The following is a 22,435-nucleotide window of genomic DNA, read 5'->3' as shown; positions in this document are numbered from 1 at the left end:
GGATGGCGATACAACCCTGGTTCACCGACGCCAAGTTGGGGATCTTCGTGCACTGGGGCATCTACGCCGTCGACGGGGTCCAGGAGTCCTGGTCCTTCTACGACGACATCGTGCCGCACGACCAGTACATGTCCCAGCTGGAGCGCTTCACCGGCGCCCGCTACGACCCCCGGGCGTGGGCGGACCTGTTCGCCCGCGCCGGTGCCAGGTACGCCGTCCTGACCAGCCGCCACCACGACGGCGTCGCCCTGTGGGACACGGCGTACGGCGACCTCGACCTCGGCAGGGACTACCTCGGCCCCTACGCCGACGCCCTGCGCGACAGGGGCCTGCAGGTCGGCCTGTACTACTCGCACTCCGACTGGAACCACCCCGACTACGCGAGCACCCGCAAGCCGGGCCGTCCGCCGGAGCTGGAGGACAACCGCTACTCGGAAGTGGCCGCCGAGGACGAGGACCTGGACGCCTGGGAGCGTTACCTCGCCTACCGGGACGGCCAGATACGAGAGCTGGCCTCCCGCTACCGGCCGGACCTGATGTGGTTCGACGGGGAGTGGGACCGCAGCGAGGAGCAGTGGCGCATCCCCGAACTGGCCGCGCTCATCCGCTCGTACGTCCCGCACGTCGTCTTCAACGCGCGCATGCTCAGCGAGGGCGACTACGCCACCCCCGAACAGGGCGTCCCCGTCGTGCCCCCGGACGGCCCCTGGGAACTGTGCCTGACGATCAACGACTCGTGGGGCTACCAGCACCACGACCACCACCACAAGTCCCTCGCCCAGCTGATCCGCTACTTCACCGAGACCATCGGCGGCGGCGGCAACCTGCTGCTCGACGTCGGGCCCATGGAGGACGGCACCATCCCGCAGCCGCAGGTCGAGCGCCTGGAAGGGCTGGGGGAGTGGATCCGCACACACGCGGAGGCGGTGTACGGCACCGTGCGCGGCCTTCCGGCCGGGCACCACTACGGTCCCAGCACCCTCTCTCCCGACCGGCGCACCCTCTACCTCACCGTGTTCGACGCCCCGCGCGCCGAGATCGGCGTCCGGGGCCTGGCCACCAAGGTCAACAGGGTCACCGTCCTCGGCACCGGCACCGAACTCCGCCACCGGGTGATCGGCGGACTCCACGAGGCGGTCGGGGTGCTGTGGATCGACCCGCCGGCCGAGTCCGACCTCGACCCGCACGCCACCGTCCTCGCCGTCGAGCTGGACGGCGAACTGAAGCTGTACCGGGGGGCCGGCCGGTTCTGACCCCGGCGATGCCTGCTTCCCGGACGACGACATAAGGGACCCTCGCAGCTCCGGCGGCTGCCCGCGTAGCGGCCCGGCGAACAGCCCCTCTTGCGGCCCGCCGGGGTATACCTCGTGATCGGGTGAGAGGAAACCGCCAACCACGACGACCGCAGTGAGGCTCGCCCTGGTCGTCCCACCGGATGGGAGAGAGATGCGACCCGGACAGTACGGAGAGATGACCGACGCCGCAGAACTTCCGGCACGGCTGCGGCACGTCTTCTGGATCGGTGGCGGCAGTGGTGCGGGCAAGTCGACCATCGCCCGCCGACTCGCCGATCGCTACGGGTGGCGTCTCTACGCAACCGACGACGTGATGCACGATCACGCCAGGCGGACCACCCCCGAAGAGGCCCCCCGCCTGCACGAGTTCATCGCCATGGACATGGACGAGCGATGGGTGAGCCGGACTCCGCAGGTCATGCTTGAGACCTTCCACTGGTTTCAAGGCGAGGGCTTCGACCTGATCATTGAAGATCTCCTTCGCCTGCCGCAGGAGCCATGCGTCATCGTCGAGGGATTCCGGCTGCTGCCTCACCTCGTGAAACCTCTGCTCGCTGTTCCCGAGCACGCAGTCTGGCTTCTTCCCACACCCGATTTCCGCCAGGCCGCTATCCGGACTCGGTCCGTGTCAGGGCAGGAATTCGTATGGAAGACCAGCGACCCCGCAAAGGCCGGCCGCAACATCGCGGAACGCGACCACATGTTCACAACACGCCTCGCGGAGGAAACCGAGAGCCTCCAACTGCACACCATCCACGTCGACACGACGATGACGGAAGACGATCTCACCGAGCAGGTGACCACCGCGTTCGGACTCTGATGTCGGCTGGCCCAACCCCCTGCGAGCTTCGATTCGAAAAAGGCCGGCTGTGCGCCTCCCGCAGCCGGCCGGAGCGGAGAATGGCGTTGACAATCTCGGCGCGCGCCGGCCGACGTGAACGTCGGTCGCCGGTTCCGCCGCTCCCTCGAAGGGTTGACGTGATCAAACAAATGCACCAGGCCGCGGTGGCCGTGGCGGCAGTCCTCGCCCTGAGCGGATGCAGCGGCGCGGAATCGGGGAAGGCGAAGCCGTCCGCAGCACCGGTGTCCACGCCGACCGGCGGCGCTGTGAACGGCACGCCCTCGACTCAGGACGCCGACGACAGGGTCGATACCACCCTCACCGGCTCCTGGGCGTCCTTCTCGGCCGGCCCCCCGGTCGTCCTGCGCATCGAAGGCTCCCGGGTGGAACTGCTGGGCGAAAGCCACTGCCGAGGAACTCTGAGCAAGGAGGACGGGGGACACGTGATCAGACTGAAGTGCGATGACGGGAACACCGACCGGACCCTGGGCAAGATCTACAGGTCGGGGACATCCACCATGACGGTGGACTGGGAAGGCTTCGGGGCCGACAGCATGCAGCGGACCGACAGTGAGTCATTTATCGGTTGAAGCGGCCCCGGTACGCGGAAGGCGAGTCGGTCTGGCGCTCAACCTGAACCTGCTCTGCCCTGACCTGCGGCGACGGTCCGCGAGCGTCCGTGCTTGTCCGCGGTTGCGCGTCGGCGTCGTCACGCAGTCCTGGGAGGGCTGCTCCGGGAGACGCCGCTGCCTGGGACGACGTCTGTGACCTGCCTCGACTGACGGCCGCGGGCCGCCCAGGCCGTGTATCGAAGGTGGATCTTGGGCCGTGAATGATCACGGCTCATGGGACGGGCGACCTCCGCCCAAGAGGTGACGTCCGGGCAGTACCCGGTGGACTGGTTGCTGACCTCGCTCACGGTCCACCGGTCTGCCTCGCGCATGAAGTGTCCCGGTAGCCGCAGCACCGCTTGCATGCGCGCCACCGGCCCTTGGCCACAGCGGTCCCGGCGACCAGGTTCGTGTCAGAACATGGTCGCCTCCGCGTGCGCCGAGTACTGTGACTCCGCATGATCGAATCTGAGATCGAGATCAGCGAGGACCTGGTCCGCGACCTGCTGCGGGACCAGCATCCGGACTTGGCCGCGCTGCCCATCCGCGAGGTGGCGGGCGGCTGGGGCAACCAGATGTGGCGCCTCGGGGACGAGCTGGTGGTCCGGATGCAGCGGATGGACACCAACCCGGATCTCCAGCTCAAGGAGCGCCGGTGGCTGCCGACCCTGGCCTCGTGCCTGCCGCTGCCGATCCCGGTCCCCGTACGGGACGGTGCGCCGTCCGAGCGCTTCCCCAAGATCTGGACCGTCATGACATGGGTCGAGGGCACGCCGCTGGACCACGGCTCGATCACCCGCAGCGACCATGCGGCCGACAGCCTGGCGGCCTTCCTCAAGGCACTGCATGTGGAGGCGCCCGCCGAAGCACCGGACGCCTCGGACCGCGGCGGCCACCCCAAGGAGTGCACGGAGGGCTTCGAGCGCTTCCTGCGGGCCGTGGACCTCGGCCACTTCGCCGAGGACGACATCCGGGCCGTGTGGGACGACGCTGCCGCGGCTCCCGGATGGGAGGGCCCGCGCGTGTGGGTTCACGGCGACCTGCATCCCGCGAACGTCGTCGTCGCGGAGGGGACATTGGCAGGCGTAGTCGACTTCGGCGACGTCTTCGCCGGCGACCCGGCCTGGGACCTTGCCGCCGCCTGGGTGCTGCTCCCCGAGGGCGGCGCCTCGCGGTTCTTCGACAGCTACGCACAGGCGGACGAGGCGGCGGTCCGACGGGCGCGTGGGCTGGCCGCGATGAAGAGCCTGTTCCTGATGCTGATGGGCCAGAACGGCGACCACGGCCTGCCGGGCGGCAAGCCGAACTGGGGGCCCGCAGGCCGCTCGGCGCTTGAGCGCGTCCTGACGGACCTTTGACGTCGGCAACGATCCACCGACGCAGGATGCCCCCGGCCACTGGTGGGGCCGTGGCGGCTGCGTGAGGTTGTGAGTCAGCGGGCCTCGGGACGGAACGGGACGGTGCGGCGCGGGAAGATCCGGATCAGGGAACTCGGCGCACCGGGGAAATACGGCGGTGCCCCCGGAGACCTGTACATGACCGTGCGCATCTTCGACCGGTAGCAGATCGCGCGGTATTCGGCCAGGTCCGATGCCTTTGTGCCATTCACGAGCGACCCGCCTCCAACATCACCGACACCCGGCTACACAAGAAGGCTGGGGTGGCGTTCTGCCGTCCCGGTGCAGTGGTGGACAGTCGGTGGGGGAGGTCTGGACGGTTGCTGACCATCAACGTGGCGGTGCTGCTCGCAGTCATCGTGTTCTTCCGGCTGCGGCGGCGTACGCATTCCCGCAGCCGGAACGACGAGAAGCTGACCGTCGTCATCGTCCTGGCGCTGGGCGTGCTGATCGCACCCACGCCGGCGGGTCAGGGAATCGTGAACCTTCTGGGGCAGCTCGCGAGCGGCGTCACCCAGGCCGGCCGATGAGCCCCCGCACATGCCAACGACGAGCGGCGCCCGGCGGCACCCCCTGCGGGCCACGGGTCCGGGGAGAGGGGGAGTGATGGCAGCACGTCGACGGCGCCGGCGCTTGAAGAAGCGGACGCGCAGGCAGTTGCAGGGCTGGGGTGCGGTGGGGGCGGTGGTCGTTGCGGTGTGGGTGGCCGGGCACTGGTCGGTGGTGTGGCCAGTCCTGGTGGCCCTGCTTGCCGCGGCCGTGGTGGGCGGGGCCGGATGGGCGCTGTTGCGGGCGCACCGCCGCGCGGTCGGTCAGGACCGCGCGTGGCGGGCACAGGAGGAGGCCAAGGCGCGGGAGCTGTCGATGGCCGAGGTCGACGCGTTGTCGTGGCAGGAGTTCGAGGCGTACGTAGCCGATCTGTGCCGGCGCGACGGCTGCACGCGAGTCGTCGTCAGCGGCAAGAGCGGCGATCTGGGCGCGGATGTCGTCGGCTACCTGGCCGACGGCCGCAAGCTGGTCGTCCAGTGCAAGAAGTACGCGCCGCACCGCAGTGTGTCCTCGCAGGACATGCAGAAATTCGTCGGCACAGCCCGCCCCGAACACGGCGCCGACGTCGCCCTGTTCGTCACCACCTGCCGCACGTTCACGAAGGCCGCGCTGGGCCTGGCGCTGCGCCAGGACATCGTGGCCCTGCACCGTGACCTGCTGGGCTCCTGGGTCCGGGGCGCTCATCTGGAGACCCTGCTCCCGTTGAACGGAAGCGGCGACGGCACCAGAGGGCGCCCCTCTGCCCGAATGCCACCCCGGTGACCATGACCACCTGGCGAGAGACCGGCTGAGGCCGCTCACGAGGATGAGCGCGGTCAGTGCCGGCCGTCGGGTGCGGCCTGGTCCGGCACCGACCGCGATCAGGGAGATGGTGAACACCGCGATCAGGAATGGTGGCGCGGCCCAGTCGGGCCGCCCGGGGTGGGCAAGACCATGCTGTCCGTCGCGCTCGGCCGAGCCGCGGTCGACGCCGGCCGCCGGGTCTACTTCACCACCGCGGCCGGGGATGTCCCGTTGCGTGACAGGGCGGCGGCGATCTGCTCCATGTGCCCCACCAACAGGGCCGGCGCCGGGCCCCCAGCCGCGCTGCTCCCCGGCCTTCTCCATCTCCTTGACCTTCGCCTTGAGTAGGGCGCGGGCCTCCTCGGCGACTTCCTGGGACATTCCTCAACGACCGTCAGAACATGCGACATCGAACGCCCTGTCGCCGAACCGACCCCCCGCCGCGCCCTCGGCCACAACACCCAGGCTGAAACCGTCCGCGCAGCCCTCCCGGACGTTGAACATGTCCGGTACCGATGGCATCGTGCACGCATGTTTCCTAGCTTGCGTCAGCGCCTATTAGCCGGGGGCGTCCTCGGCCTCGCCCTGCTGGTAACGGCTTGTTCCTCCGGTGACGGCGACGACGACCGGTCGCCCGGCCGACACACCTCCCCGCAAGAGACCAAGAGCAGCGGCCCCGAACCCAGGTTCAAGGACGCCAAGTTCACCGTGGAAGGGGCACCGGAAAGAGACTGCTATCACTCCGTGGTCGGCTTCGACGACAAGGGCCCTGTCGTCCGCAACCATGACGACAACTGGAGCCCGATGAGCCACCACGACCTCGACATCCACTCCTGCCCGGACGGTGTGACCCTGACCATCGCCTGGGGCGGGAGGAAGGTCACGGGCAAGATGGGCATGCGGGCCTGTGAACGAGCGGTGACAGGAGAGAACGGCAACGGCCCAGGCGTCGACGGTGTCGCCGGCGTCGTCAACGAGATGCCGCTCTCCAGCCTCCGGCCAGGCGATCAGTTCTGCGAGTTCAACGAGATGTCCTCCGACGTCCATCTCTTCCGCCTCCAGTCGGTGAACCGCTCCACCAGCGAGACCACATGGACGGCGACAGAGTGGTTCGACCTCGACTACACGGCCCCGGAGTCCTAACAACGTTCTGAGGCGTGGGGATCTGACGGACGACCGAGTCCGGGCGGACGAGGATGCGATTTCTGCGAGAATCGCACTCCGAGCGCAAACGCGGCTCTGGGTGGCGGCGGCGAGCGCCGCCAGGCGGCGGCTCTCGGACATGGAGCAATCACATGGGGTACTGGGGTTCTCTCATCGTCGCCCGCCATCCGCACCCGCTGAACGGGGCGGCAGCCTTCACCGACGGGGCGCACATGGAGCTGCTTCAGGAGCGCGCCGATGACTGGCGGCTCTGGTCGTTGGAAGGACAGACCTCACTCGACGAGGAGGCTCTCATCGAGCTTGTGGAAGTCACTGGCCGCCCGGTCCTCGCCGGGTTCGTAATGGACAGTGACTGCCTTGTGCTGGAAGGCCGAACCAGGGACCAGGCAACCTGGCGAGCATGTCTCGACCGGGCAGCCATGTCCGCCTACATGGCGGAGGACGGCCAATCCGTCGACGATTGGTTCCTGGGGCCAAAGGAAGCTGCGGAGCGCGCTGTGGCCTGGGCACGGGCGGCTGGCCTGACCCCCCTGCCCAAGACGATCGCCGATGTCCTGTCGAAGCGGTCCGACCCGTTCGTGGAGGATCTGTTCCAGGAGTTCCTGGACGGCCTGGGCATCGAGCGCTGAACCGCCGCAGGACCCAGGACGGTCTTGCGGCGGCACCTTCAGCTCAGCAGCGGACGCTCTTGACCTCGCCCCGCTGCCATACCGCTCCGCCGTCACCTCGTCTGCGGCCTGCCTCGGCCGTCGCAGGTGAGGTGGATCTTGGTGGTCAGACCTCCGCGTGCACGACCGAGGGCGTGATCGTCCGGTTCGTCCGGCCGGCACGTCCCCCTTTGGGCCGGTGGCCGCGGCGAGCTGATGAGCTCGCACGACGGTGGAACCGATCCGGACGAGCCCTCGTGCGGGCTCTCGGCCGTTTCCGCGGTGATCACGAGCAGAGGATGGCAGGCGGCGTAACCCGGTCACCCGGCGGCACCGGCTCAGTAGCCGTCCACCCCCAGCTCCGTGATGCCGGCGTAGAGCCAGCTCCACACCCTGCCCGTCGTAGTGTCCTGGTCGGACAGGTCCGGGGCCAGTTCCGCCAGCTCCGTCAGGAACAGCTCCGTCACGTCTTCCTGGCCGCCCTCCACCGGGTACGGGTGCCAGCAGGCGTTGCGGTAGCGGTCGACGGCCTCCAGGGCGCGGGTGAAGACGTCGAGGTCCGGGGCGAGCGGCACCAGCACCTCGTCGGTACGGCGGGTCAGGCGGCTTCGGATGTGTACCGTGCCGTCGTGACGGTGGAGGTACAGCTCGCCGTACTCGGTGGTGCCGAAGGCGATCAGGTCGGCGGCGGCCACCCCGTCGGGCAGGCTCCCGTCCGGCAGGGCACCCTCCGCCGGTGGGCGCATGGCGTCAAGCGGGTGGGTTTCGTACTGGGCGCTGTGGCACACCCACCAGGCGGGCAGACCGACGTCCCGCAGGTACCGCCTGCTGCCCGCGTGGACGAGCCCCTCGGGCAGGTCGCTCTCGGCGATGCGCACCACGTGCCGCGCGCCGCCGAAGGCGTCGTCGACCCGGGCCGCGGTGAGCGGACCCGTCGACCGCCGCACGGCGGGCGCCGGTCCCGGCGGTGGTTCCTCCGCCGACGTGGGGTCGAGGCCCACGCCGCGCGGCCAGTCCCGCAGCGCGTCGGGGTCCGTTTCCACGACCGCTATGCCGTGCACGCTCTCGACGAGATGCCGGGTCCGGCCGCCGTCCGTCGCGAAGGCCACGGCGCCCACCCACTCCTCCGGGAGGAACAGGTCCAGGTCGTACAGCGCGGGTGCCTCGGCGGCCCCGGTCGCGCTCGGCGCGTCGGTCAGCGCCGCCTCGTCCACGCCCGTCACCCGGTGGCCGGTCGCAGCGTCGAGCCAGAGGGCGCCGCGCTGGTCGGTCACCTCGACGAGTTCCCGGTCCCCGTCCACGCACCGGCGCACCCGGAAGTAGTCGCCGTTCAGGCTCGGGTGGACCGGGAACCAGTGAGCCGGCCGCCACCACGCCCACACCGTCCGCCACGGCATGCCGGGACCGGCCGCCGCGATCCGGTCGGCGTACGCGTCATGACCGGTGGCCTTCGCCGCGAAGTGCAGCCAGGACGCGAACTCCGCGGGCGTCACCTCCGCGCCCCCGAAGATCGCCTCGGCCTGTAGGAAGACCTCACCCCCGACGCCACGGGCCCGGTCGTCGTCGGAGAGGTGGTCGCGCAGCGCCGCACGGTCGGCGGTCAGCAGCCGGGCGGGATCTGCCAGTACGCCGTCAAGATCGTCAGTCATGAGGCCATGCTGCCAGCCGGCGCTGACAGCCGGGCGCGCCCCCGTCCTCGAACCCGCCCCCGCGCGCTTCCGGCGAGGTTCCACGATGGCGCGGCAGCGGGCCAGGCGGCGGGTGCGGAGGATCGGGCCCAGGTCGCCGCCGTGATCGACGTCGTCCTGGCGGCCGTCGACGTCGCCGCGACGATCTTCGTGATGAACGAGGGCGACCGCTTCCTCCGCAGACACGTGCTCGCCGAAGCCCGAGCCCCCCGCCACCTCGCCTTGGTCCTGCGTGGCCGGGCCGCCGCGACCCCTGCCTGCACGACCGGATCGTGGCCACCGCCATCGCCACGCACTGCCTGGACATCGGCGAACCGAAGACCTCACGCGGTCTGGAGCCCGGCTACGGCCTCTACACCGCCCGGCGGGCCCTGTCCGACCTCCCCGCCCGCCGCCCACCCACCCCCGGCCGATCCCTGCGCGCCGGCTGCGCCCCGGAACGGTGGATCTTGGTAGTAAACCCGCCGCACGAGCAGCCGAGCGCCTCACCTCCCGAACTACCTCCGCCAGCCGCTCGATCAGTCCCGCCCGGACCCGAGCGGTTTTGACCGTCCGGGCGGAGCCCCCTTTGAGAGCGGGCGGCGGAGCGTGTCGGGCGCCGGCCGTGTGGTGGTGCGCGCGCACGGACGTCGAGCCGACCGAGATGTCCCAGTCGATCTCGCCGGCCGCGTCCGCCTCGGCCTGGACCCGCCGGAGCAGCATCTCCCACGTTCCGTCCGCCGACCAGCGGCGATGCCGCTCGTGCACCGTCTTCCACGGCCCGTACCGCCCCGGCAGATCGCGCCACTGCACGCCCGTGCGCATCGGAACAGCAACGCGTTCACGACCTGACGATGGTCCCGCCACCTGCCACAACGTCCGATGCTCACCGGCAGAAGTGGCGCCAGGCGCTCCCACTGGGCATTCGTCAGGTCACTCCCGCTTCCCATAGTCGTATCAACGACTCAACTGGGCAGCAGCCACGGCCAGGAGTGCGAGGGGAACGATCCGCGAGGGGAACGATCCGCCCCTTCCTTTCAACTCTCTGCGAACCGCCCAGTGAAGGCAAGACTGCAATTTTTGCTGTCAAACCAGGAAACTCGTTCCCGAGCGGAGGTCTGCACCGCTCTCCAACGGGAGGACACTCATGTCAGACGTCTGGGATCCACATGGCAGCCTGCAGCGCGCGCTGTGGATCGGCGGTGCACAGTGGTCCGGCAAGACCACCGTTGCCGAACACATTGCGAGAAAGTACGGATTGACGGTGTACCACTACGACTACCACGATGCCCGCGGCCACCAGGATCGCCGGATCGCGCGTCGTGTCGCCCTGGGTGAGCCCGTGGAAGATCCCACCCCCGACCATGTCTGGGTGGACCAGGACCCGGAGGAGATGGCTGCCGAGACGCTAGCCGGCTTCCCGGTCCGCTTCGAGTGGGCGTTGGACGACCTGCGCGCACTGTTCACCGGCCGGCCGGCGATCGCTGAGGGATGGGGGCTGCGACCGGAGCTGGTCGCGCCGCTGCTCGACTCACTCCGGCGAATGGTCGTCCTCGTCCCTACCGAGGATTTCCGTCAGTACCAACTCCGGACTCTCCCGCGCGCGGGAACTCTCAACGTCCCTGTCACTGATCCGGCCCGCTCCCAGGCCAACCGTCTCGCCCGTGATCGGCTGGTCGCCGAGGACGCAGCACAGAACGCCCGCCGCCTCGGCATCCGCGTCATCGAAGTGGACGGGACGCTCGACGCGGTGGCTGTGGCCGCAGAGGTCGCCGAGCATTTCGCCCCTTACCTTGGCGCGGCGACGGCTGCGTGATCGCTCGGCACAAGAGGTTCCGTTATTGATCGCCAGGACACTGCCCAACTGGACCGTGCGCCGAGCGCCGGTTGAACGACACAGCGGCGTTCGTGCGCGCGCCGCACTACATGCCGGTGGTGAAGTTCACGGGGACCGGCGGCGGCGTCGGGACGTAGTGGCGAGCGAGCTCGGCATCGCGGTTGTGGAGCCCGCGCCGATGGGCCTCCGGGTCGCCGTACTCCTTGGCATCCCGGCGCCCGGATATGACGTCCCGAACGTGCATCACGATACGGCCGAACAAGGTCTCCATCGGTCTTCCCCCCTGGTGTGCGTGCCTTGTCGAGGAGGATGCACCGGTGGCCGCGACGGATTCCAGCGAGTTGAGCCGATCTTGAGCCTCGGTCGATCCTCCAACGGATGGTCAGCGGTGCTCTTTTCAGGATGAACAGCCCGGCCGAGCACCCGTAGGGGAGCGCGGTGCGCGGCTCGCGTTTCTCCGTTCACCCCAGGACGTCAGGCGGGCCGGGGACTACAGGCCGTGCGGCTCCTACCCTGTGCCAATGCCCGTCGTGCCCCCGCTCTTCAGCGTTGCCCGTTGCCCGTTGCCCGATGCCGAGCGTCCCGCCGAGGCGGAGTAGTTGCGCCGGGCGTTGATCGAAGCCGGCGAGGTGGACCTCGCCCAGACGGCGGCGGCCTGCCGACCGGCCGGGCCCGGTGCGCCACCGGGCCGGGGTCGGGGGTGATCGGGGTATGACCGACGACCTGCACGCCGGCCCGGCTCCCGAACCGGCGCCGCGTCCGCACGGCCCGGACGAGTTGAGTGCGCTGGCTGCGCCGCGCCGGCTCAGCGTGGACGACCACATGTTCACCGTCCCGGGGTTGCCGGGAACCTTCCGGCTGCAGTTGTTCACCGCGGACGGGACGCGCCCGGTCGCGGTGGCGACCCAGGTCGCCGGCGCGGAGGGTACGAGCCTGATGAACGGGGCGGAGACGTTCGCGGGCGCGGTGTGGGAGCGGCACTGCCCAGAGCAGGACCAGCCGCCGGTATGGGTGGAGCGGCAGCTCTGGCCGCAGGGGCCCCTTGAGGAGACCTGCTTCCGGCGTGTGGTGTTCGACGGCGGAGACCGCTACCGGCCACGGGGCCCGAAGTGGTCGGTGATCACCCACGAGCAGTTGCAGGACCTGGTCGGCGCGCAAGTCGCCGAGGAGCGCGACGCCGGCTACGTGCCGCGCGCCGCCGAGCCGCCGAAACCGCGGTTGGTGTTCGCCGAGTTCGCGGTGGCCCGCCTCGCTCGGCCCCGCCCGTTCCGTGAGCCGGCGTGCATGCCGGCCGGGGTGCCCTGGTGGCGCCGCCTGTTGCGTCAGGTACTGCCGCGCCGCGGCGCCCGGTCGTGTTGCTGGTATCACGGCGGCGACTGGCACCGGGTCAACGCGATGGCCATCGAGGTCCTCGGGCGAGCCCGCGCGCAAGGCGTAGACCCTGACGGCATGGAGGAGTTCGCCACCGCCTACGCGACTACGGCCGGCGCCACCGGTTGGGAGACCCAGGCCCTGGCCACCCTGTTCAACGTCGCGAACGCGATCCAGCCCTCCCGCGGCACCGGCTACATCAACGGCCAGCACCGAGCGCAGGCCATGCTGGAGGCCGACGTACGCCTCACCGTCGTCCTGCACCACGTCGACGAGACGTAGCCCACGCGCCGCCCGCCTGCAAAAGCCCCGGCCCACGACCGGCCGGCACCCCCGCGCCGGCACCGGCCTGGCCGACGACACCCCCAGGCTCCCGCGTCGGCCGGGCGGCGTCGCGGACTACTCGGCCGGGGGAGTGGGGTCGATTCGGAGCTCCTTGAGGATCCCGTCGACGAGGTCGGGGTCCGCGGGCGCTCTGGCGGTCGAGCACCGGCGCGGACAGGCGCGATGTACGACGCGCTAAAACGCGGGCACGTGGACGTGCCGCGGTTGCGGCAGATCCTGGCGGTGCTGCCACAGCCCGCAACCGCCGGCAGGCGTCTGATCCTGACGATGGACGTCACCCACTGGCTCCGGCCGGACGCACCGACCAGTGCGGACCGCTTGTTCTGCCACGGTTACGGCCGCGGCGGACGCTCGTCGGACCAGTTCGTGCCCGGCTGGCCCTACTCGTTCGTCGCCGCGCTGGAGTCGGGCCGGACCTCGTGGCCCCAGATCCTCGCCGCGCTGTGCCTCGGGTCGGCCGACGACGTCGCCGAGGTCACCGCGGCCCAGGTCCGCCGCGTGGCCGAGGACGTCATCGACATGGGCCGTTGTCAGGCGGGCGACCGTGAGGTTCTGATCGTCCTCGACGCCGGCTACGACGCTCCGCGCCTGGCCTACCTGCTGGAAGGACTGCCGGTGGAGATCCTCGGGCGGATGCGCACGGGCCGCGTGGCGCGCAAGCCGGGTTCCCGTTGCCGTGGGTCTCACCGCCACAGGGGGACGCCCGCCCAAGCACGCTAAGGAGTTCCGCTTCGCCAAGCCCGACACCTGCGGCGAGCCCGACGCCGCGACGGTCCAGGTCACCGACCGCTACAGCACCATTCGCACGATGGCCTGGGACCGTATCCATCCCCGTCTGACTACCCGTTCCGCCCGCACGGGCCCCGCCACGGTCGCGCCGTCAATCCGGGATCCGGTCCGCGTCTCCGGCAGTACGCGCGGAGTCCAGGTAGATCATGAACCAATCCTTCGGCGGCTACGTGTATCTGTTGACAGACTCCCGCCACCCCACCCCCCTGTGGCGGGACGGGGCGGTCGCCCGTGGTGCGCACCACGGGCGACCGCCCTTCAGTGCGTCAGGATGCCGTGCAGGAGGAGATCGATCAGGGCCGGGGCCAGGCCGGGCTGTTGCTCGGTGTCGGCCATGACGCTGATGCCGCCGAGAGCCATGAGGACGTCCTGCGCTTCGACCTGTGACCGGGTGACGTTCTGACTCGCACCGGCGGCGAGAAGATGACGGACCGCCTCGGTGAGGTGGGCGCGGGTGGTCAGCCGCTCACCCTCGTCCGTCAGCACCACTCGGAGTACGTCGGCCATGCCGTGCTTGGCCGCCATGAAGTCGATGAAGCGTTCCATCCAGGCCCGGAGCGCTTCCGCCGGGGGCAGTGAAGCGGTGAGCTCAGGTGCCGCTTCGCACAGCACCTGCACTTCGTGCCGGTACGTCGCTTCGATCAGCAGTTCCTTGGACGGGAATCGGCGATAGAGCGTGCCGACACCGACCCCGGCCGCGCGGGCGATGTCCTTGACCGAGGCGCCCGTGCCTTCTCTGGCGAACGCCTCTGCCGCGGCGCTGAGCAGCCGGTCCTCGTTCCGTTGCGCATCGGCGCGCAGCGGCCTGTCCTGCCGTCCGGTGCCGTCTGTGCTCTTGCCGGTCAACCTGTTTCCTTCCCCTCGCCCCTTGCAAGCGGAACCGGTTCCGGTTAGCGTGCAAGCGGAACTGGTTCCGGTTACGAGGTTACCGTGGCTCCTCCTGAGGGGCGAGGGGCGACGCCGGCCTACGGCGGACTCCCGGCTCGCTGCCCGTTACCCGCGTTGCTGGCATCCGAGGGCAACCCGCCCGACCACCCCCACGAGAGGAAGACACATGACCGCGCGACTGCAGAACACGGTGGCTCTGGTGACCGGTGCGAGCAGCGGCATCGGCGAGGCGACCGCGCGCGGGCTCGCCGCGGAAGGCGCGACCGTCGCCGTGCTGGGACGACGGCGGGCACGGCTTGAGGCGCTGGCGGACACACTGCGGGCCGACGGGGGCACGGCCTTGGTGGTCGAGGCCGACATCACCGACAAGCAGCAGGCCGCGAGCGCGCTGGAGAGCGTGGTGGCAGAGCTCGGCCGCCTGGACACGGTCGTCAACAACGCCGGCTTCATGGGCGTCGGGCAGGCCGTGGACTCTCCGCTGGAGGAGTGGGAGCACATGCTGGAGGTGAATGTGCAGGGTCTGCTGTACGTCACCCATGCCGCGCTGCCGCATCTCCTGCGCGCGGCGGAGGACTCGCCGCGGGGCGTGGCGGACCTGGTCAACATCAGCTCCACCGCGGGGCGTGTCGCCCGCCCCGGAACGGCCGTCTACAACCTGACCAAGTTCGGGGTCAACGGCTTCACCGAGGCGCTGCGGCAGGAGCTCAGCCAGAAGCGCGTGCGGGTGAGCGTGGTCGAGCCCGGCACCGTGGAGACCGAACTGAGCACGCACCTGCGCGACGGCGTACGACAGGCCGTCGAGCGCCAGATCGCGGGCATGGAGCCGCTCCGGCCCGAGGACATCGCCGACGCCGTGTCCTACATCGTCACCAGGGACCGCCGGGTCGCCGTCAACGAGATCCTCGTCCGCGCCGGCGAACAGACCTGGTAGCAGACAGCCCGCGGGCGCGCCGCGCGCCGCTCACCTGGGCTGGCGCCCCCCGTCCGACGGGCCCGTGCGCCAGCTCACGCATTTTGGCGGGCATGCGGTCTCGATGTCAGTCACATACTCGCTCCGGGAGTCCTTCGGTGGCGGCTGACGCTGTCCGGCTGGGGCTCGGGTCGGCCGGGCCCGGCGCACCGAGACGCTTCCCCGGCGTCGTCGGGAGCGGGCAGTGAACCTGCTCCCGACCGCCTGCCGGCGTCCACCGCAGGGCCCCGCTGCCGGGGCTGGGTCACGCCGACACTGCTGATGGTCATCGTCGACGACCTGCCGTGGCTCGGCCGGGTGACCCCGCCAGCGGAACAGGCCACTGATCACGCTCTGATCAGCGGCCTGCCGATGTGCCTGAGGGGGGCGAGCGGCGGTGGGTGACCGCCGGACCGGCGTCAGTGACCGGCGCTCTGGCCTCCGTCGACGTGCAGGACCTCGCCTGTAACGAACGGCGCGTCCTCCAGGTAGAGGACCGCGTCGACGATGTCGCCGATCTCGCCCATCCGCCCGACCGGGTGCAGGGCGGCGAACACGCGCCCCCTCCCGCGTCGCGATCGCTCTCCGCCGCCTCGCAGGTGGCCGCCACCGGTATCGTCGGAATGTTGTCCGCTCCGGGCGGGTTCCGGTTTACAGTTACATGATCAGCAGGCGCACCTTCAACAAGGCCTTAGGCCTGGAGTGGGGCTGGTACGCCGTCTCGCTGGCGGTCCCCTGGGCCGGGAAATCCCGCCGCGAGGCGACCGCCGGGGAGCGAGGGTGGGGACAGTCTCGGACCCGTGCATCACCCTCAAGCCGGCCACCACGCCGCACCTGTGCCCCGAGGGCTGCGTCAGGTGACCCCGCCATGCGTCACCGTCTTGACAGGTGACGAAATGTATGGCATAACACTGGTGTTGCTCCTCCGGTTGCCGGAGGAGGGGAAGGGTGAGAACTGATGACCGACGTCGAGGAAAGGGCGCTGCTGGCCGGCGGCTGCTTCTGGGGCATGCAGGAACTGATCCGCAAACTCCCCGGTGTGACCCGAACCCGGGTCGGTTACAGCGGCGACAACGACCTGGCCCGCCCCACCTATCGCAACCACGGGAACCACGCCGAGTCGATCGAGATCACCTTCGACCCGGCTGCCACCGACTACCGCACGATCCTGGAGTACTTCTTCCAGATCCACGACCCGACCACGAAGAACCGGCAGGGCAACGACATCGGGGCCAGTTACCGTTCCGCCATCTTCTACCTCGACGAGGAACAACGGCGCGTCGCGCTCGACACCATCGCCGACGTCGAGGCGTCGGGGCTGTGGCCCGGGCCGGTGGTGACAGACGTCGTACCGGCCGGTCCGTTCTGGGAGGCCGAGCCAGAGCACCAGGACTACCTCCAGCGCTACCCGGATGGCTACACCTGTCACTTCCCGCGCCCGAACTGGCGGCTGCCGAAGCGCGCGGAAGCCTGATCACCACAGGGCGGTGAAGCCGCCCTCCCCGCGGTACTGGTCGCCGAGCTCCCAGCGCCACGCGGCGACCATCGCGATGACGAGCTGCGGGCACCCGTCCAGCAGCCGTTGGCCGATACCTGGGTAGTGCGCGCGGACCGCCTCGGCAGCATGGGCGAGATCGAACTCGACGGGTCCGCGGCAGTACGTCTCAAGGTCGATGAACAGCGGGCCGTTCTTCATGCTGAGCGCGTTGCCTGGATGCGGCTCGCCGTGGAGCATCTGATCCACGGCGCCGCGGTCGTCGATCGCTCGTCGCGGGCTTGCGAGCCTGCCGCTGAGGTACACGCGGTCCGCGTCGGCGAGCTCCGGCCAGCGATCCGGGTCGGCCCCCGGCATACCCGCGCTGGCCCGACCTGCCCGGCGACCGCGTCGCCACGGCTGAGGGCGTACGGCTGCCGCTGACGTACGTCACACGCGGCAGCGGCTACGTCCTGACCGTCGAGGATCCGCCGCTGCTTCTACGACCCCGCCGAGCAGCTGGTCCGCCGTACCAACGCGGCCGGCCAGGAGGTCGGGTACGAGTTCGACGCAAACGACCGTCTCACCACGAAGACCATGGGCGGCACCCGCTCCACGTTCTCCTACGACACCGCGTCCCGGCTGACAGCGGCCACAAGCCCGCACTGCACGCTGGAGTTCTCCTACGACGTGGCGGGACGGCTGCCGACCCAGACCGTGGACGGCGCCACCCTGCGCCTCGGCTATGAAGCGGCCGGTCGGCGAGTCTCGCGCACCACACCCACCGGGGCGCGCACCGAATCGGGCTGGACGAGGTCGGCAACCGAATATCCCTCACCGTCGACGGCCGGCACATCCTGACCTTCGGCCACAACCTCCTCGGCCGCGAGACCGAGCGCACTCTCGGCACGGGCCTGCACGTCGTCTCCGGCTGGGACGCGGTGGGCCGGCTCACCCACCAGCGCCTCACCGCTCGGCCGGCCCGCCGCGTCCGAGTCCGCACCCACACCTACCGCGCGGACAGCCACCTGAGCGCCGTACACGACGAGGTCACCGGGGAAGGGCACCGCGTACGCCCTCGGCCCGGCCGGTCGGCCACTGCGCGCCGAAGGGCCCGCCGGCGCGGAGACGTACACCTACGACGCGCCGGGCAACGTGCGCACCGCCCAATGGCCGCAGCGTGCCGCGGACCCAGTCGCACGCGGCGAACGGGACTACACCGGCACCCGCGTGCTGCGAGCCGGACACACCCACTACCGCGACGACGCCGCCGGACGCCTCGTCGAACGCGTCAAAATGCGGCTGTCCCGCAAGCCCGATGCATGGCGTTTCACCTGGGACGCCGAGGATCGCCTCACCTCACGCGTCATCCCAGACGCCACCGCCTACACCCCGCTGCGCCACCCCGCCCAGTACTCCGATCACGAGACCGGCCTCTTCTACAACCTCTTCCGCCATCACGACCCGGATTGCGCCCGGTACGTCAGCCCCTATCCACTGGGCCTCTGCCCGCGCCGACCCCGGTCGCCTACGTCGACAACCCGCTGGACCTGTACGACCCGATCGGCCCGGCCCCGTGCCGCAAGGAGCACTACACCTGGAGCGACGGCGCTGGCGGACGCGGCGGCAGCATCCGTTACAAGCCGCACGACCCCTCGGCCGCCCGACCGGCGTCTCCGCCTGCATCCGCCCCCGAGATACCGGACACAGGCACCGAGGCGGGCGGCACCCGGCCCCCCCGTTACCTTCTTCGTGGCTCCGCAATGGGGCCTCCGGCCTTCGGGTCCGGCATGACTTCCCCCCCTTGTTGTTGATGATTCGGGGGGTGGTGTCACCGGGCCCGGAGGCATCGACGGACCGCTGATGAGGGGCTTGAGCACCGGCTGCACCCAGGCTGGAAGAGCTCTCCGTGACGTGGATGTGGCAGCTCGGTGCCCTGGCAAGGCCGGACGAAAGCGTGATGGAGGGGCCTGCACGTGATCGATACCGGCGACATCGACGTCTTCCTCGGCCTGGACGTCGGCAAGGGCGAACACCACGCCACCGCCGTCACACCGACCGGGAAGAAGGCGTTCGACAAGCGCCTGCCCAACACCGAACCCAAGCTCCGCGAGCTGTTCGCGAAACTCCAGGCCAAGCACGGAACAGTGCTCGTCGTGGTCGACCAGCCGGCCTCGATCGGCGCCCACTGGTGGTCGCCCGCGACATGGGCTGTCCCGTCGCCTACCTGCCCGGCCTGACGATGCGGCGGATCGCCGACCTCTACCCCGGCGAGGCGAAGACGGACGCGAAGGACGCGTTCATCATCGCCGACGCCGCCCGCGCGATGCCCCACACTCTGCGGGCGATCGACGGCGAGGACGAGACGATCGCCGAGCTGGAGATGATCGTGGGCTTCGACGACGACCTGGCCGGCGAGGCCACCCGGGTTGCGAACCGGCTGCACGGCCTGCTGACCCAGGTCCATCCGTCGCTGGAAAGGGTGCTGGGACCGCGGTTGCAGCACCCAGCCGTCCTCACCCTGCTGGAACGGTTCGGGTCACCGGCCCAGATCCGCAAGGCCGGACGCCGGCGGCTGGTCACCCTTCTGCGGCCGAAGGCTCCCAGGATGGCTGAGCGGCTGGTCGAGGACATCTTCACCGCCCTGGACGAGCAGACCGTCACCGTTCCCGGCACCGAGGCGGCCGCGTTGATCGTCCCAAGCCTGGCCGGCTCGCTGACGGCCGTGCTTGACCAGCGGAAACTCTTGGCCGGACGGATCGAGGAACTGCTGGAGGCCCACCCTCTTTCGAAGGTCCTGACGTCGATGCCGGGAGTCGGCGTCAGGACGGGAGCCCGCATCCTGATCGAGGTCGGCGACGGCAGCACCTTCCCGACCGCAGGCCACCTCGCCGCCTACGCCGGACTCGCCCCGGCGACCCGGAGCTCAGGTTCCTCGATCCGCGGTGAACAGCCCTCCAGAAGAGGCAACAAGCAACTCAAACGGGCTTTCTTCCTCTCCGCGTTCGCCGCCCTGGGCGACCCGGCATCCCGGGCCTACTACGACAAGAAAATCGCCCAGGGCAAGCACCACACCCAAGCCCTGCTCTGCCTCGCCAGGCGCCGGGCCGACGTCCTGTTCGCGATGCTCCGGGACGGGGCCTTCTACGAACCGCAGCCGTCGGCCGCGGTCACCTGACCTGCGGGTCTGCGAGGAGAACGACTCGATCTGCCTCGACATCGAAGCCGAGGACCGGATGGCCATAGTCGCCTTCCGGGTCCATCAGCACCGACTTGCCCAGCCGCCGCCCGATCTCCCGAAGGAAACCGCAGAACACATCAAGTCGCTCCTGGCCCTGCAACTCGCGCAGGTCGACGTCGAAGTCGACTTCATCGTCGGCATGTAAACGGAAGATCGCCAACACATCAGGCGTCGGCCAGACCCGCAGGTCCGGGCACTCGGCATCCGCCGGCCGGGACAGCACGGCCTCCGCCCGGGGCACCGGAAGCACCGTCTCTCCCTCGTAGTACTGGCACTTCCAGTCCTTCTCCGCGACAAGATCGAGGACCGCCTGCCAGTCCTCCACCGAGGCATCCGGGACACGCACGTCCGGCAGCGACCCCATCAAGTCCGGGTCGAAGAAACACTTCACGTCATCCCACAGCAGATCAGCCACCCCGACATGCTGCCCGGCCCACCGACCCGACGCACCCCCGTTTCCCTTGACCAAAGACATAGGGGCACCCCCCGGCTGGTGCGGCAACGGCAACGCGTTCAACGAGGCCCGCGGCCACCCCCTCGCCAACCGCCTCGGCGGCGCGGGCACCCGCCACAACACCCGGCACAACCTGGTGGCGCTGACCAACAATCCCACCAACTCGCCGTACCAGCGCGACCTGGTCGAGTACACCGCCTATGGCAACCGCGGATTCGAACTGGCCGGCCGGCTCGGCAACCCCGCCGCCGGAGTACACACCGCCATACCCGGATGGAGATCCTGACCCGGACCCCGGAAGACACCCCGGCTCGCTAGAGTCCCCTGCGGCCCCCAGCCCTGACGTCACGACCCACCCGACCTTCTTCAGGAAGCCCCGGCTGATGCCCCGTACCACCCCGCCCCGGCCCGTCGACGTGGAAGCGATCGTCCCCGAACTGGTCGCGCTGCGCCGGACCGCGACCCGACTGCACCCACGCCGCGGTACCCCCACAGCCCGAGACAGCTCCGTCGGAGGTCCGATGCTGTGGCCTGCCGACGAGCCCTGGCCTGTGTGCACCCTCCCCCACAAGCGCGGTAGTGGCCACCGCTACGCCGACGTGGTGCGCGAGCGGGAGTTCCTGGAACGGGCCTGGCAGCGCGATCCGCGCTCCGGCCCCAACGCCGAGGAGACCGGTGAGCTCTCCCGCTTCAAGCGAGGCCGACTCGCGCCCCACCTGGCCGACACCGACCCCATCCCGCTGATCGGCGTGGCCCAGCTCTACCGGCGGGACGTGCCCGGCCTTCCCGACGCCGGGGCAGGCGACCTGCTCCAGGTGTTCTGGTGCCCCTTCGAACGACACGGCGAGAGCCGCCACGAGATGCACGTCGAACTGAGGTGGCGGCGCTCGGAGGACACCGGCACACTGCTGACCGAGCAGCCGGTTCCCGAGGTCGTCGGCCGCCCCGAACTCGTCCCGTCGCCCTGCGTCCTGCACCCCGAAGAAGTCATCGAGCACCCATGGTTCGAAGAGCTCCCCCAGGACGTGCAGGAAGGCATCGAAGCATGGGAGGGACCGGAGGAGGACGAGAGCGAGGACCAGAACGAACAGTACATCTACGACCTGTCCACGGCCCCCGGCTGGAAGGTCGACGGCTACATCGCCTGGAACCTCACCGGACCCACGCGCCTGGCCTGCCCGGTCTGCGACGCAGAGCTCACCCCGCTGCTCACCATCGACCAGCGTGAATGGGACCCCGCCACCACCGGCTGGGTCCCCTACGAGGACCGTCAGGACATCCGGGTCATGGGCGCCAACGTGCCGACAGGCGTCTCACCGGGCCGGGGCCGCCTGAACATCACCGTCTGCCCCCGCGACCCGCACCACCCGTTCCGCCTCGTCACTCAGTGAGCGAAAGCCTTCTCCGGTCGGGTCCGGTCGGGTCTTCGGTCGGGGCGACGGCGATGGCGTGGTGTTCGCCTTCGCTGACGCCCGGGCCGAGGAAGGACCTCGATGGCGTCGGCGCCGATCACGTGCAGCCCCCTCCGTCACACACACCGCCGGCGAAGTGGCGGACACACCGATACGGCCATCCGGTCGTGCCCGTCCCGGACAACCCGAGCAGATCGAACGCCCCGAAGTGCGTCGGCCACTCGGGCACCACCGTCACTCAGCCGGAGCGGGCCGGTTTCGAGGTCCGGGACGCGGCAGCCCGGGCCGCCCTCACGCCGCGCTGGGCCAGCCCGTTCTGCAGCCGCTCGAACGCGAGCCCGCACGCGGCCTCCCCTACGACGAGCTCGCCGTCCAGCGCGGACGCATCCGGCAGCGACCAGGCAACCGCACGGCCCCGGCCACGACCTCTGGAAACACCACGCTCCTCTCGGTGCCAGCTCTGGAGCGCAGTACGACCCGGCCGGCGTCTACGGAGACGGCTGGCAACCCTCAGCATCGGCTCTGGCAGCGTCCATGCCACGTCGGATGCCTTCCACCGGGCACTCTGCCCTGACTGCTGCGACCGACCGGTCCTCAGTCAGCTGGTCGGCGATGTTCTCGATCCACGGCAGCGTCCATGCGACGCCGGCCTCCCACCCGGGCTCGGCTCTGCCCTTGCCGAGCATGTACAGGGTCGCCCAGGTGTTTCCCTCCTGGCCTG

At 70.1% G+C, this 22,435-nt stretch carries 20 protein-coding genes and 6 pseudogenes; 18 read left to right on the top strand and 8 right to left on the bottom strand.

The annotated features are described in order from the left end of the window. Positions 1-2: 2 nt before the first annotated feature. The 9 genes and pseudogenes from AQJ11_RS13255 (at position 3) to AQJ11_RS13215 (ending at position 7,269) form a co-directional block, all read left to right on the top strand. Positions 3-1,253, top strand: a complete 1,251-nt coding sequence (locus tag AQJ11_RS13255) for an alpha-L-fucosidase (protein ID WP_059263155.1) — start codon at positions 3-5, stop codon at positions 1,251-1,253. A gap of 217 nt (positions 1,254-1,470) precedes the next feature. Continuing rightward, positions 1,471-2,115 (top strand): AAA family ATPase, encoded by a 645-nt coding sequence (locus AQJ11_RS13250; RefSeq protein WP_079082322.1) that lies wholly within the window; start codon positions 1,471-1,473, stop codon positions 2,113-2,115. A 170-nt stretch (positions 2,116-2,285) separates the two neighbouring features. After that, entirely contained in the window at positions 2,286-2,726 is a 441-nt protein-coding gene (locus tag AQJ11_RS13245) for a hypothetical protein (RefSeq protein WP_244218211.1), read from the top strand. Positions 2,727-3,205: 479 nt separating this feature from the next. Further along, positions 3,206-4,105, top strand: a complete 900-nt coding sequence (locus AQJ11_RS13240; protein WP_059263154.1) for an aminoglycoside phosphotransferase family protein — start codon at positions 3,206-3,208, stop codon at positions 4,103-4,105. A 359-nt stretch (positions 4,106-4,464) separates the two neighbouring features. Then, the gene (locus tag AQJ11_RS13235; protein WP_059263153.1) at positions 4,465-4,674 is read left to right on the top strand and encodes a hypothetical protein; all 210 of its coding nucleotides are present in this window, start codon (positions 4,465-4,467) and stop codon (positions 4,672-4,674) included. Between the two features lie 76 nt (positions 4,675-4,750). Next, positions 4,751-5,455 (top strand): restriction endonuclease, encoded by a 705-nt coding sequence (locus AQJ11_RS13230; protein ID WP_063807677.1) that lies wholly within the window; start codon positions 4,751-4,753, stop codon positions 5,453-5,455. A 144-nt stretch (positions 5,456-5,599) separates the two neighbouring features. Next, positions 5,600-5,683, top strand: a pseudogene (locus AQJ11_RS48165) (ATP-binding protein); the annotation flags it as partial. A gap of 324 nt (positions 5,684-6,007) precedes the next feature. Further along, positions 6,008-6,619, top strand: a complete 612-nt coding sequence (locus AQJ11_RS13220; protein WP_148282071.1) for a hypothetical protein — start codon at positions 6,008-6,010, stop codon at positions 6,617-6,619. Positions 6,620-6,771: 152 nt separating this feature from the next. Continuing rightward, positions 6,772-7,269, top strand: a complete 498-nt coding sequence (locus tag AQJ11_RS13215) for a hypothetical protein (RefSeq protein ID WP_059263150.1) — start codon at positions 6,772-6,774, stop codon at positions 7,267-7,269. A gap of 104 nt (positions 7,270-7,373) precedes the next feature. On the opposite strand, the pseudogene AQJ11_RS50335 reads toward AQJ11_RS13215, so the two are convergent. The 3 genes and pseudogenes from AQJ11_RS50335 to AQJ11_RS50930 form a co-directional block, all read right to left on the bottom strand. Then, a pseudogene (locus AQJ11_RS50335) lies at positions 7,374-7,530 on the bottom strand (IS5/IS1182 family transposase); the annotation flags it as partial. A gap of 95 nt (positions 7,531-7,625) precedes the next feature. Beyond that, a complete protein-coding gene (locus tag AQJ11_RS50935; RefSeq protein ID WP_059263445.1) occupies positions 7,626-8,936 on the bottom strand; it encodes an SUKH-4 family immunity protein in 1,311 nt (436 codons plus the stop codon). Between the two features lie 623 nt (positions 8,937-9,559). After that, positions 9,560-9,904, bottom strand: a pseudogene (locus AQJ11_RS50930) (IS5 family transposase); the annotation flags it as partial. Positions 9,905-10,101: 197 nt separating this feature from the next. Here AQJ11_RS50930 and AQJ11_RS13205 point away from each other — a divergent pair. Further along, positions 10,102-10,770, top strand: coding sequence for a hypothetical protein (locus AQJ11_RS13205; RefSeq protein ID WP_059263149.1), 669 nt, complete (start codon positions 10,102-10,104; stop codon positions 10,768-10,770). Between the two features lie 106 nt (positions 10,771-10,876). Here the strand turns inward: AQJ11_RS13205 and AQJ11_RS13200 are convergent, their stop codons facing one another. Further along, positions 10,877-11,062: a hypothetical protein gene (locus AQJ11_RS13200; RefSeq protein WP_059263148.1), complete on the bottom strand. Its 186-nt coding sequence runs from the start codon at positions 11,060-11,062 to the stop codon at positions 10,877-10,879. A gap of 440 nt (positions 11,063-11,502) precedes the next feature. Between AQJ11_RS13200 and AQJ11_RS49195 the strand changes: the two genes are divergently transcribed. Together AQJ11_RS49195 and AQJ11_RS13190 are read left to right on the top strand one after the other, a co-directional pair. Further along, a complete protein-coding gene (locus AQJ11_RS49195) occupies positions 11,503-12,444 on the top strand; it encodes a hypothetical protein (RefSeq protein WP_059263147.1) in 942 nt (313 codons plus the stop codon). A gap of 193 nt (positions 12,445-12,637) precedes the next feature. Then, positions 12,638-13,361: pseudogene (locus tag AQJ11_RS13190) on the top strand (transposase); the annotation flags it as partial. 193 nt (positions 13,362-13,554) lie between these two features. Here the strand turns inward: AQJ11_RS13190 and AQJ11_RS13185 are convergent. Further along, positions 13,555-14,142, bottom strand: a complete 588-nt coding sequence (locus tag AQJ11_RS13185) for a TetR/AcrR family transcriptional regulator (protein ID WP_059263146.1) — start codon at positions 14,140-14,142, stop codon at positions 13,555-13,557. 208 nt (positions 14,143-14,350) lie between these two features. On the opposite strand from AQJ11_RS13185, the gene AQJ11_RS13180 reads away from it, so the two are divergent. After that, the gene (locus AQJ11_RS13180; protein ID WP_059263145.1) at positions 14,351-15,115 is read left to right on the top strand and encodes an SDR family NAD(P)-dependent oxidoreductase; all 765 of its coding nucleotides are present in this window, start codon (positions 14,351-14,353) and stop codon (positions 15,113-15,115) included. A gap of 437 nt (positions 15,116-15,552) precedes the next feature. On the opposite strand, the pseudogene AQJ11_RS45755 reads toward AQJ11_RS13180, so the two are convergent. Beyond that, positions 15,553-15,684, bottom strand: a pseudogene (locus AQJ11_RS45755) (SDR family oxidoreductase); the annotation flags it as partial. Between the two features lie 407 nt (positions 15,685-16,091). Between AQJ11_RS45755 and msrA the strand changes: the two are divergent. After that, on the top strand, positions 16,092-16,607 hold the full coding sequence (msrA, locus tag AQJ11_RS13170; protein ID WP_059263144.1) for a peptide-methionine (S)-S-oxide reductase MsrA: 516 nt from the start codon (positions 16,092-16,094) through the stop codon (positions 16,605-16,607). Here the strand turns inward: msrA and AQJ11_RS13165 are convergent, their stop codons facing one another. Next, complete coding sequence (locus tag AQJ11_RS13165; protein WP_079082295.1) at positions 16,608-16,985, bottom strand: phosphotransferase; 378 nt, start codon at positions 16,983-16,985, stop codon at positions 16,608-16,610. It abuts the gene before it with no gap. A 219-nt stretch (positions 16,986-17,204) separates the two neighbouring features. Here AQJ11_RS13165 and AQJ11_RS45750 point away from each other — a divergent pair, with 219 nt between their 5' ends. Both AQJ11_RS45750 and AQJ11_RS13155 read left to right on the top strand, forming a co-directional pair. Beyond that, the gene (locus tag AQJ11_RS45750) at positions 17,205-17,468 is read left to right on the top strand and encodes a hypothetical protein (protein ID WP_107120820.1); all 264 of its coding nucleotides are present in this window, start codon (positions 17,205-17,207) and stop codon (positions 17,466-17,468) included. A gap of 1,118 nt (positions 17,469-18,586) precedes the next feature. After that, positions 18,587-19,785, top strand: a pseudogene (locus AQJ11_RS13155) (IS110 family RNA-guided transposase). Here AQJ11_RS13155 and AQJ11_RS13150 read toward each other — a convergent pair. Continuing rightward, complete coding sequence (locus tag AQJ11_RS13150; RefSeq protein WP_208616495.1) at positions 19,778-20,263, bottom strand: hypothetical protein; 486 nt, start codon at positions 20,261-20,263, stop codon at positions 19,778-19,780. The pseudogene AQJ11_RS13155 and the gene AQJ11_RS13150 sit on opposite strands and share 8 nt — an antisense overlap. Positions 20,264-20,309: 46 nt before the next feature. Here AQJ11_RS13150 and AQJ11_RS49190 point away from each other — a divergent pair, with 46 nt between their 5' ends. Together AQJ11_RS49190 and AQJ11_RS13145 are read left to right on the top strand one after the other, a co-directional pair. Further along, positions 20,310-20,588 (top strand): hypothetical protein, encoded by a 279-nt coding sequence (locus AQJ11_RS49190; protein ID WP_159061654.1) that lies wholly within the window; start codon positions 20,310-20,312, stop codon positions 20,586-20,588. A gap of 97 nt (positions 20,589-20,685) precedes the next feature. Beyond that, positions 20,686-21,693, top strand: a complete 1,008-nt coding sequence (locus tag AQJ11_RS13145; protein WP_059263141.1) for a hypothetical protein — start codon at positions 20,686-20,688, stop codon at positions 21,691-21,693. Positions 21,694-22,435: the final 742 nt, after the last annotated feature.

Source organism: Streptomyces corchorusii (assembly GCF_001514055.1).
GTDB lineage: Bacteria > Actinomycetota > Actinomycetes > Streptomycetales > Streptomycetaceae > Streptomyces > Streptomyces olivaceoviridis.
This window is presented reverse-complemented; position numbering and strand designations above follow the sequence as displayed.

What these genes read in the sequence shown, in the direction of transcription:
- AQJ11_RS13255 (WP_059263155.1), top strand. Translation starts at nt 3, where the DNA reads ATGGCGATACAACCCTGGTTCACCGACGCCAAGTTGGGGATCTTCGTG.
- AQJ11_RS13250 (WP_079082322.1), top strand. Translation starts at nt 1,471, where the DNA reads ATGACCGACGCCGCAGAACTTCCGGCACGGCTGCGGCACGTCTTCTGG.
- AQJ11_RS13245 (WP_244218211.1), top strand. Translation starts at nt 2,286, where the DNA reads ATGCACCAGGCCGCGGTGGCCGTGGCGGCAGTCCTCGCCCTGAGCGGA.
- AQJ11_RS13240 (WP_059263154.1), top strand. Translation starts at nt 3,206, where the DNA reads ATGATCGAATCTGAGATCGAGATCAGCGAGGACCTGGTCCGCGACCTG.
- AQJ11_RS13230 (WP_063807677.1), top strand. Translation starts at nt 4,751, where the DNA reads ATGGCAGCACGTCGACGGCGCCGGCGCTTGAAGAAGCGGACGCGCAGG.
- AQJ11_RS13220 (WP_148282071.1), top strand. Translation starts at nt 6,008, where the DNA reads ATGTTTCCTAGCTTGCGTCAGCGCCTATTAGCCGGGGGCGTCCTCGGC.
- AQJ11_RS13215 (WP_059263150.1), top strand. Translation starts at nt 6,772, where the DNA reads ATGGGGTACTGGGGTTCTCTCATCGTCGCCCGCCATCCGCACCCGCTG.
- AQJ11_RS50935 (WP_059263445.1), bottom strand. Translation starts at nt 8,936, where the DNA reads ATGACTGACGATCTTGACGGCGTACTGGCAGATCCCGCCCGGCTGCTG.
- AQJ11_RS13205 (WP_059263149.1), top strand. Translation starts at nt 10,102, where the DNA reads ATGTCAGACGTCTGGGATCCACATGGCAGCCTGCAGCGCGCGCTGTGG.
- AQJ11_RS13200 (WP_059263148.1), bottom strand. Translation starts at nt 11,062, where the DNA reads ATGGAGACCTTGTTCGGCCGTATCGTGATGCACGTTCGGGACGTCATA.
- AQJ11_RS49195 (WP_059263147.1), top strand. Translation starts at nt 11,503, where the DNA reads ATGACCGACGACCTGCACGCCGGCCCGGCTCCCGAACCGGCGCCGCGT.
- AQJ11_RS13180 (WP_059263145.1), top strand. Translation starts at nt 14,351, where the DNA reads ATGACCGCGCGACTGCAGAACACGGTGGCTCTGGTGACCGGTGCGAGC.
- msrA (WP_059263144.1), top strand. Translation starts at nt 16,092, where the DNA reads ATGACCGACGTCGAGGAAAGGGCGCTGCTGGCCGGCGGCTGCTTCTGG.
- AQJ11_RS13165 (WP_079082295.1), bottom strand. Translation starts at nt 16,985, where the DNA reads ATGCCGGGGGCCGACCCGGATCGCTGGCCGGAGCTCGCCGACGCGGAC.
- AQJ11_RS45750 (WP_107120820.1), top strand. Translation starts at nt 17,205, where the DNA reads ATGGGCGGCACCCGCTCCACGTTCTCCTACGACACCGCGTCCCGGCTG.
- AQJ11_RS13145 (WP_059263141.1), top strand. Translation starts at nt 20,686, where the DNA reads ATGCCCCGTACCACCCCGCCCCGGCCCGTCGACGTGGAAGCGATCGTC.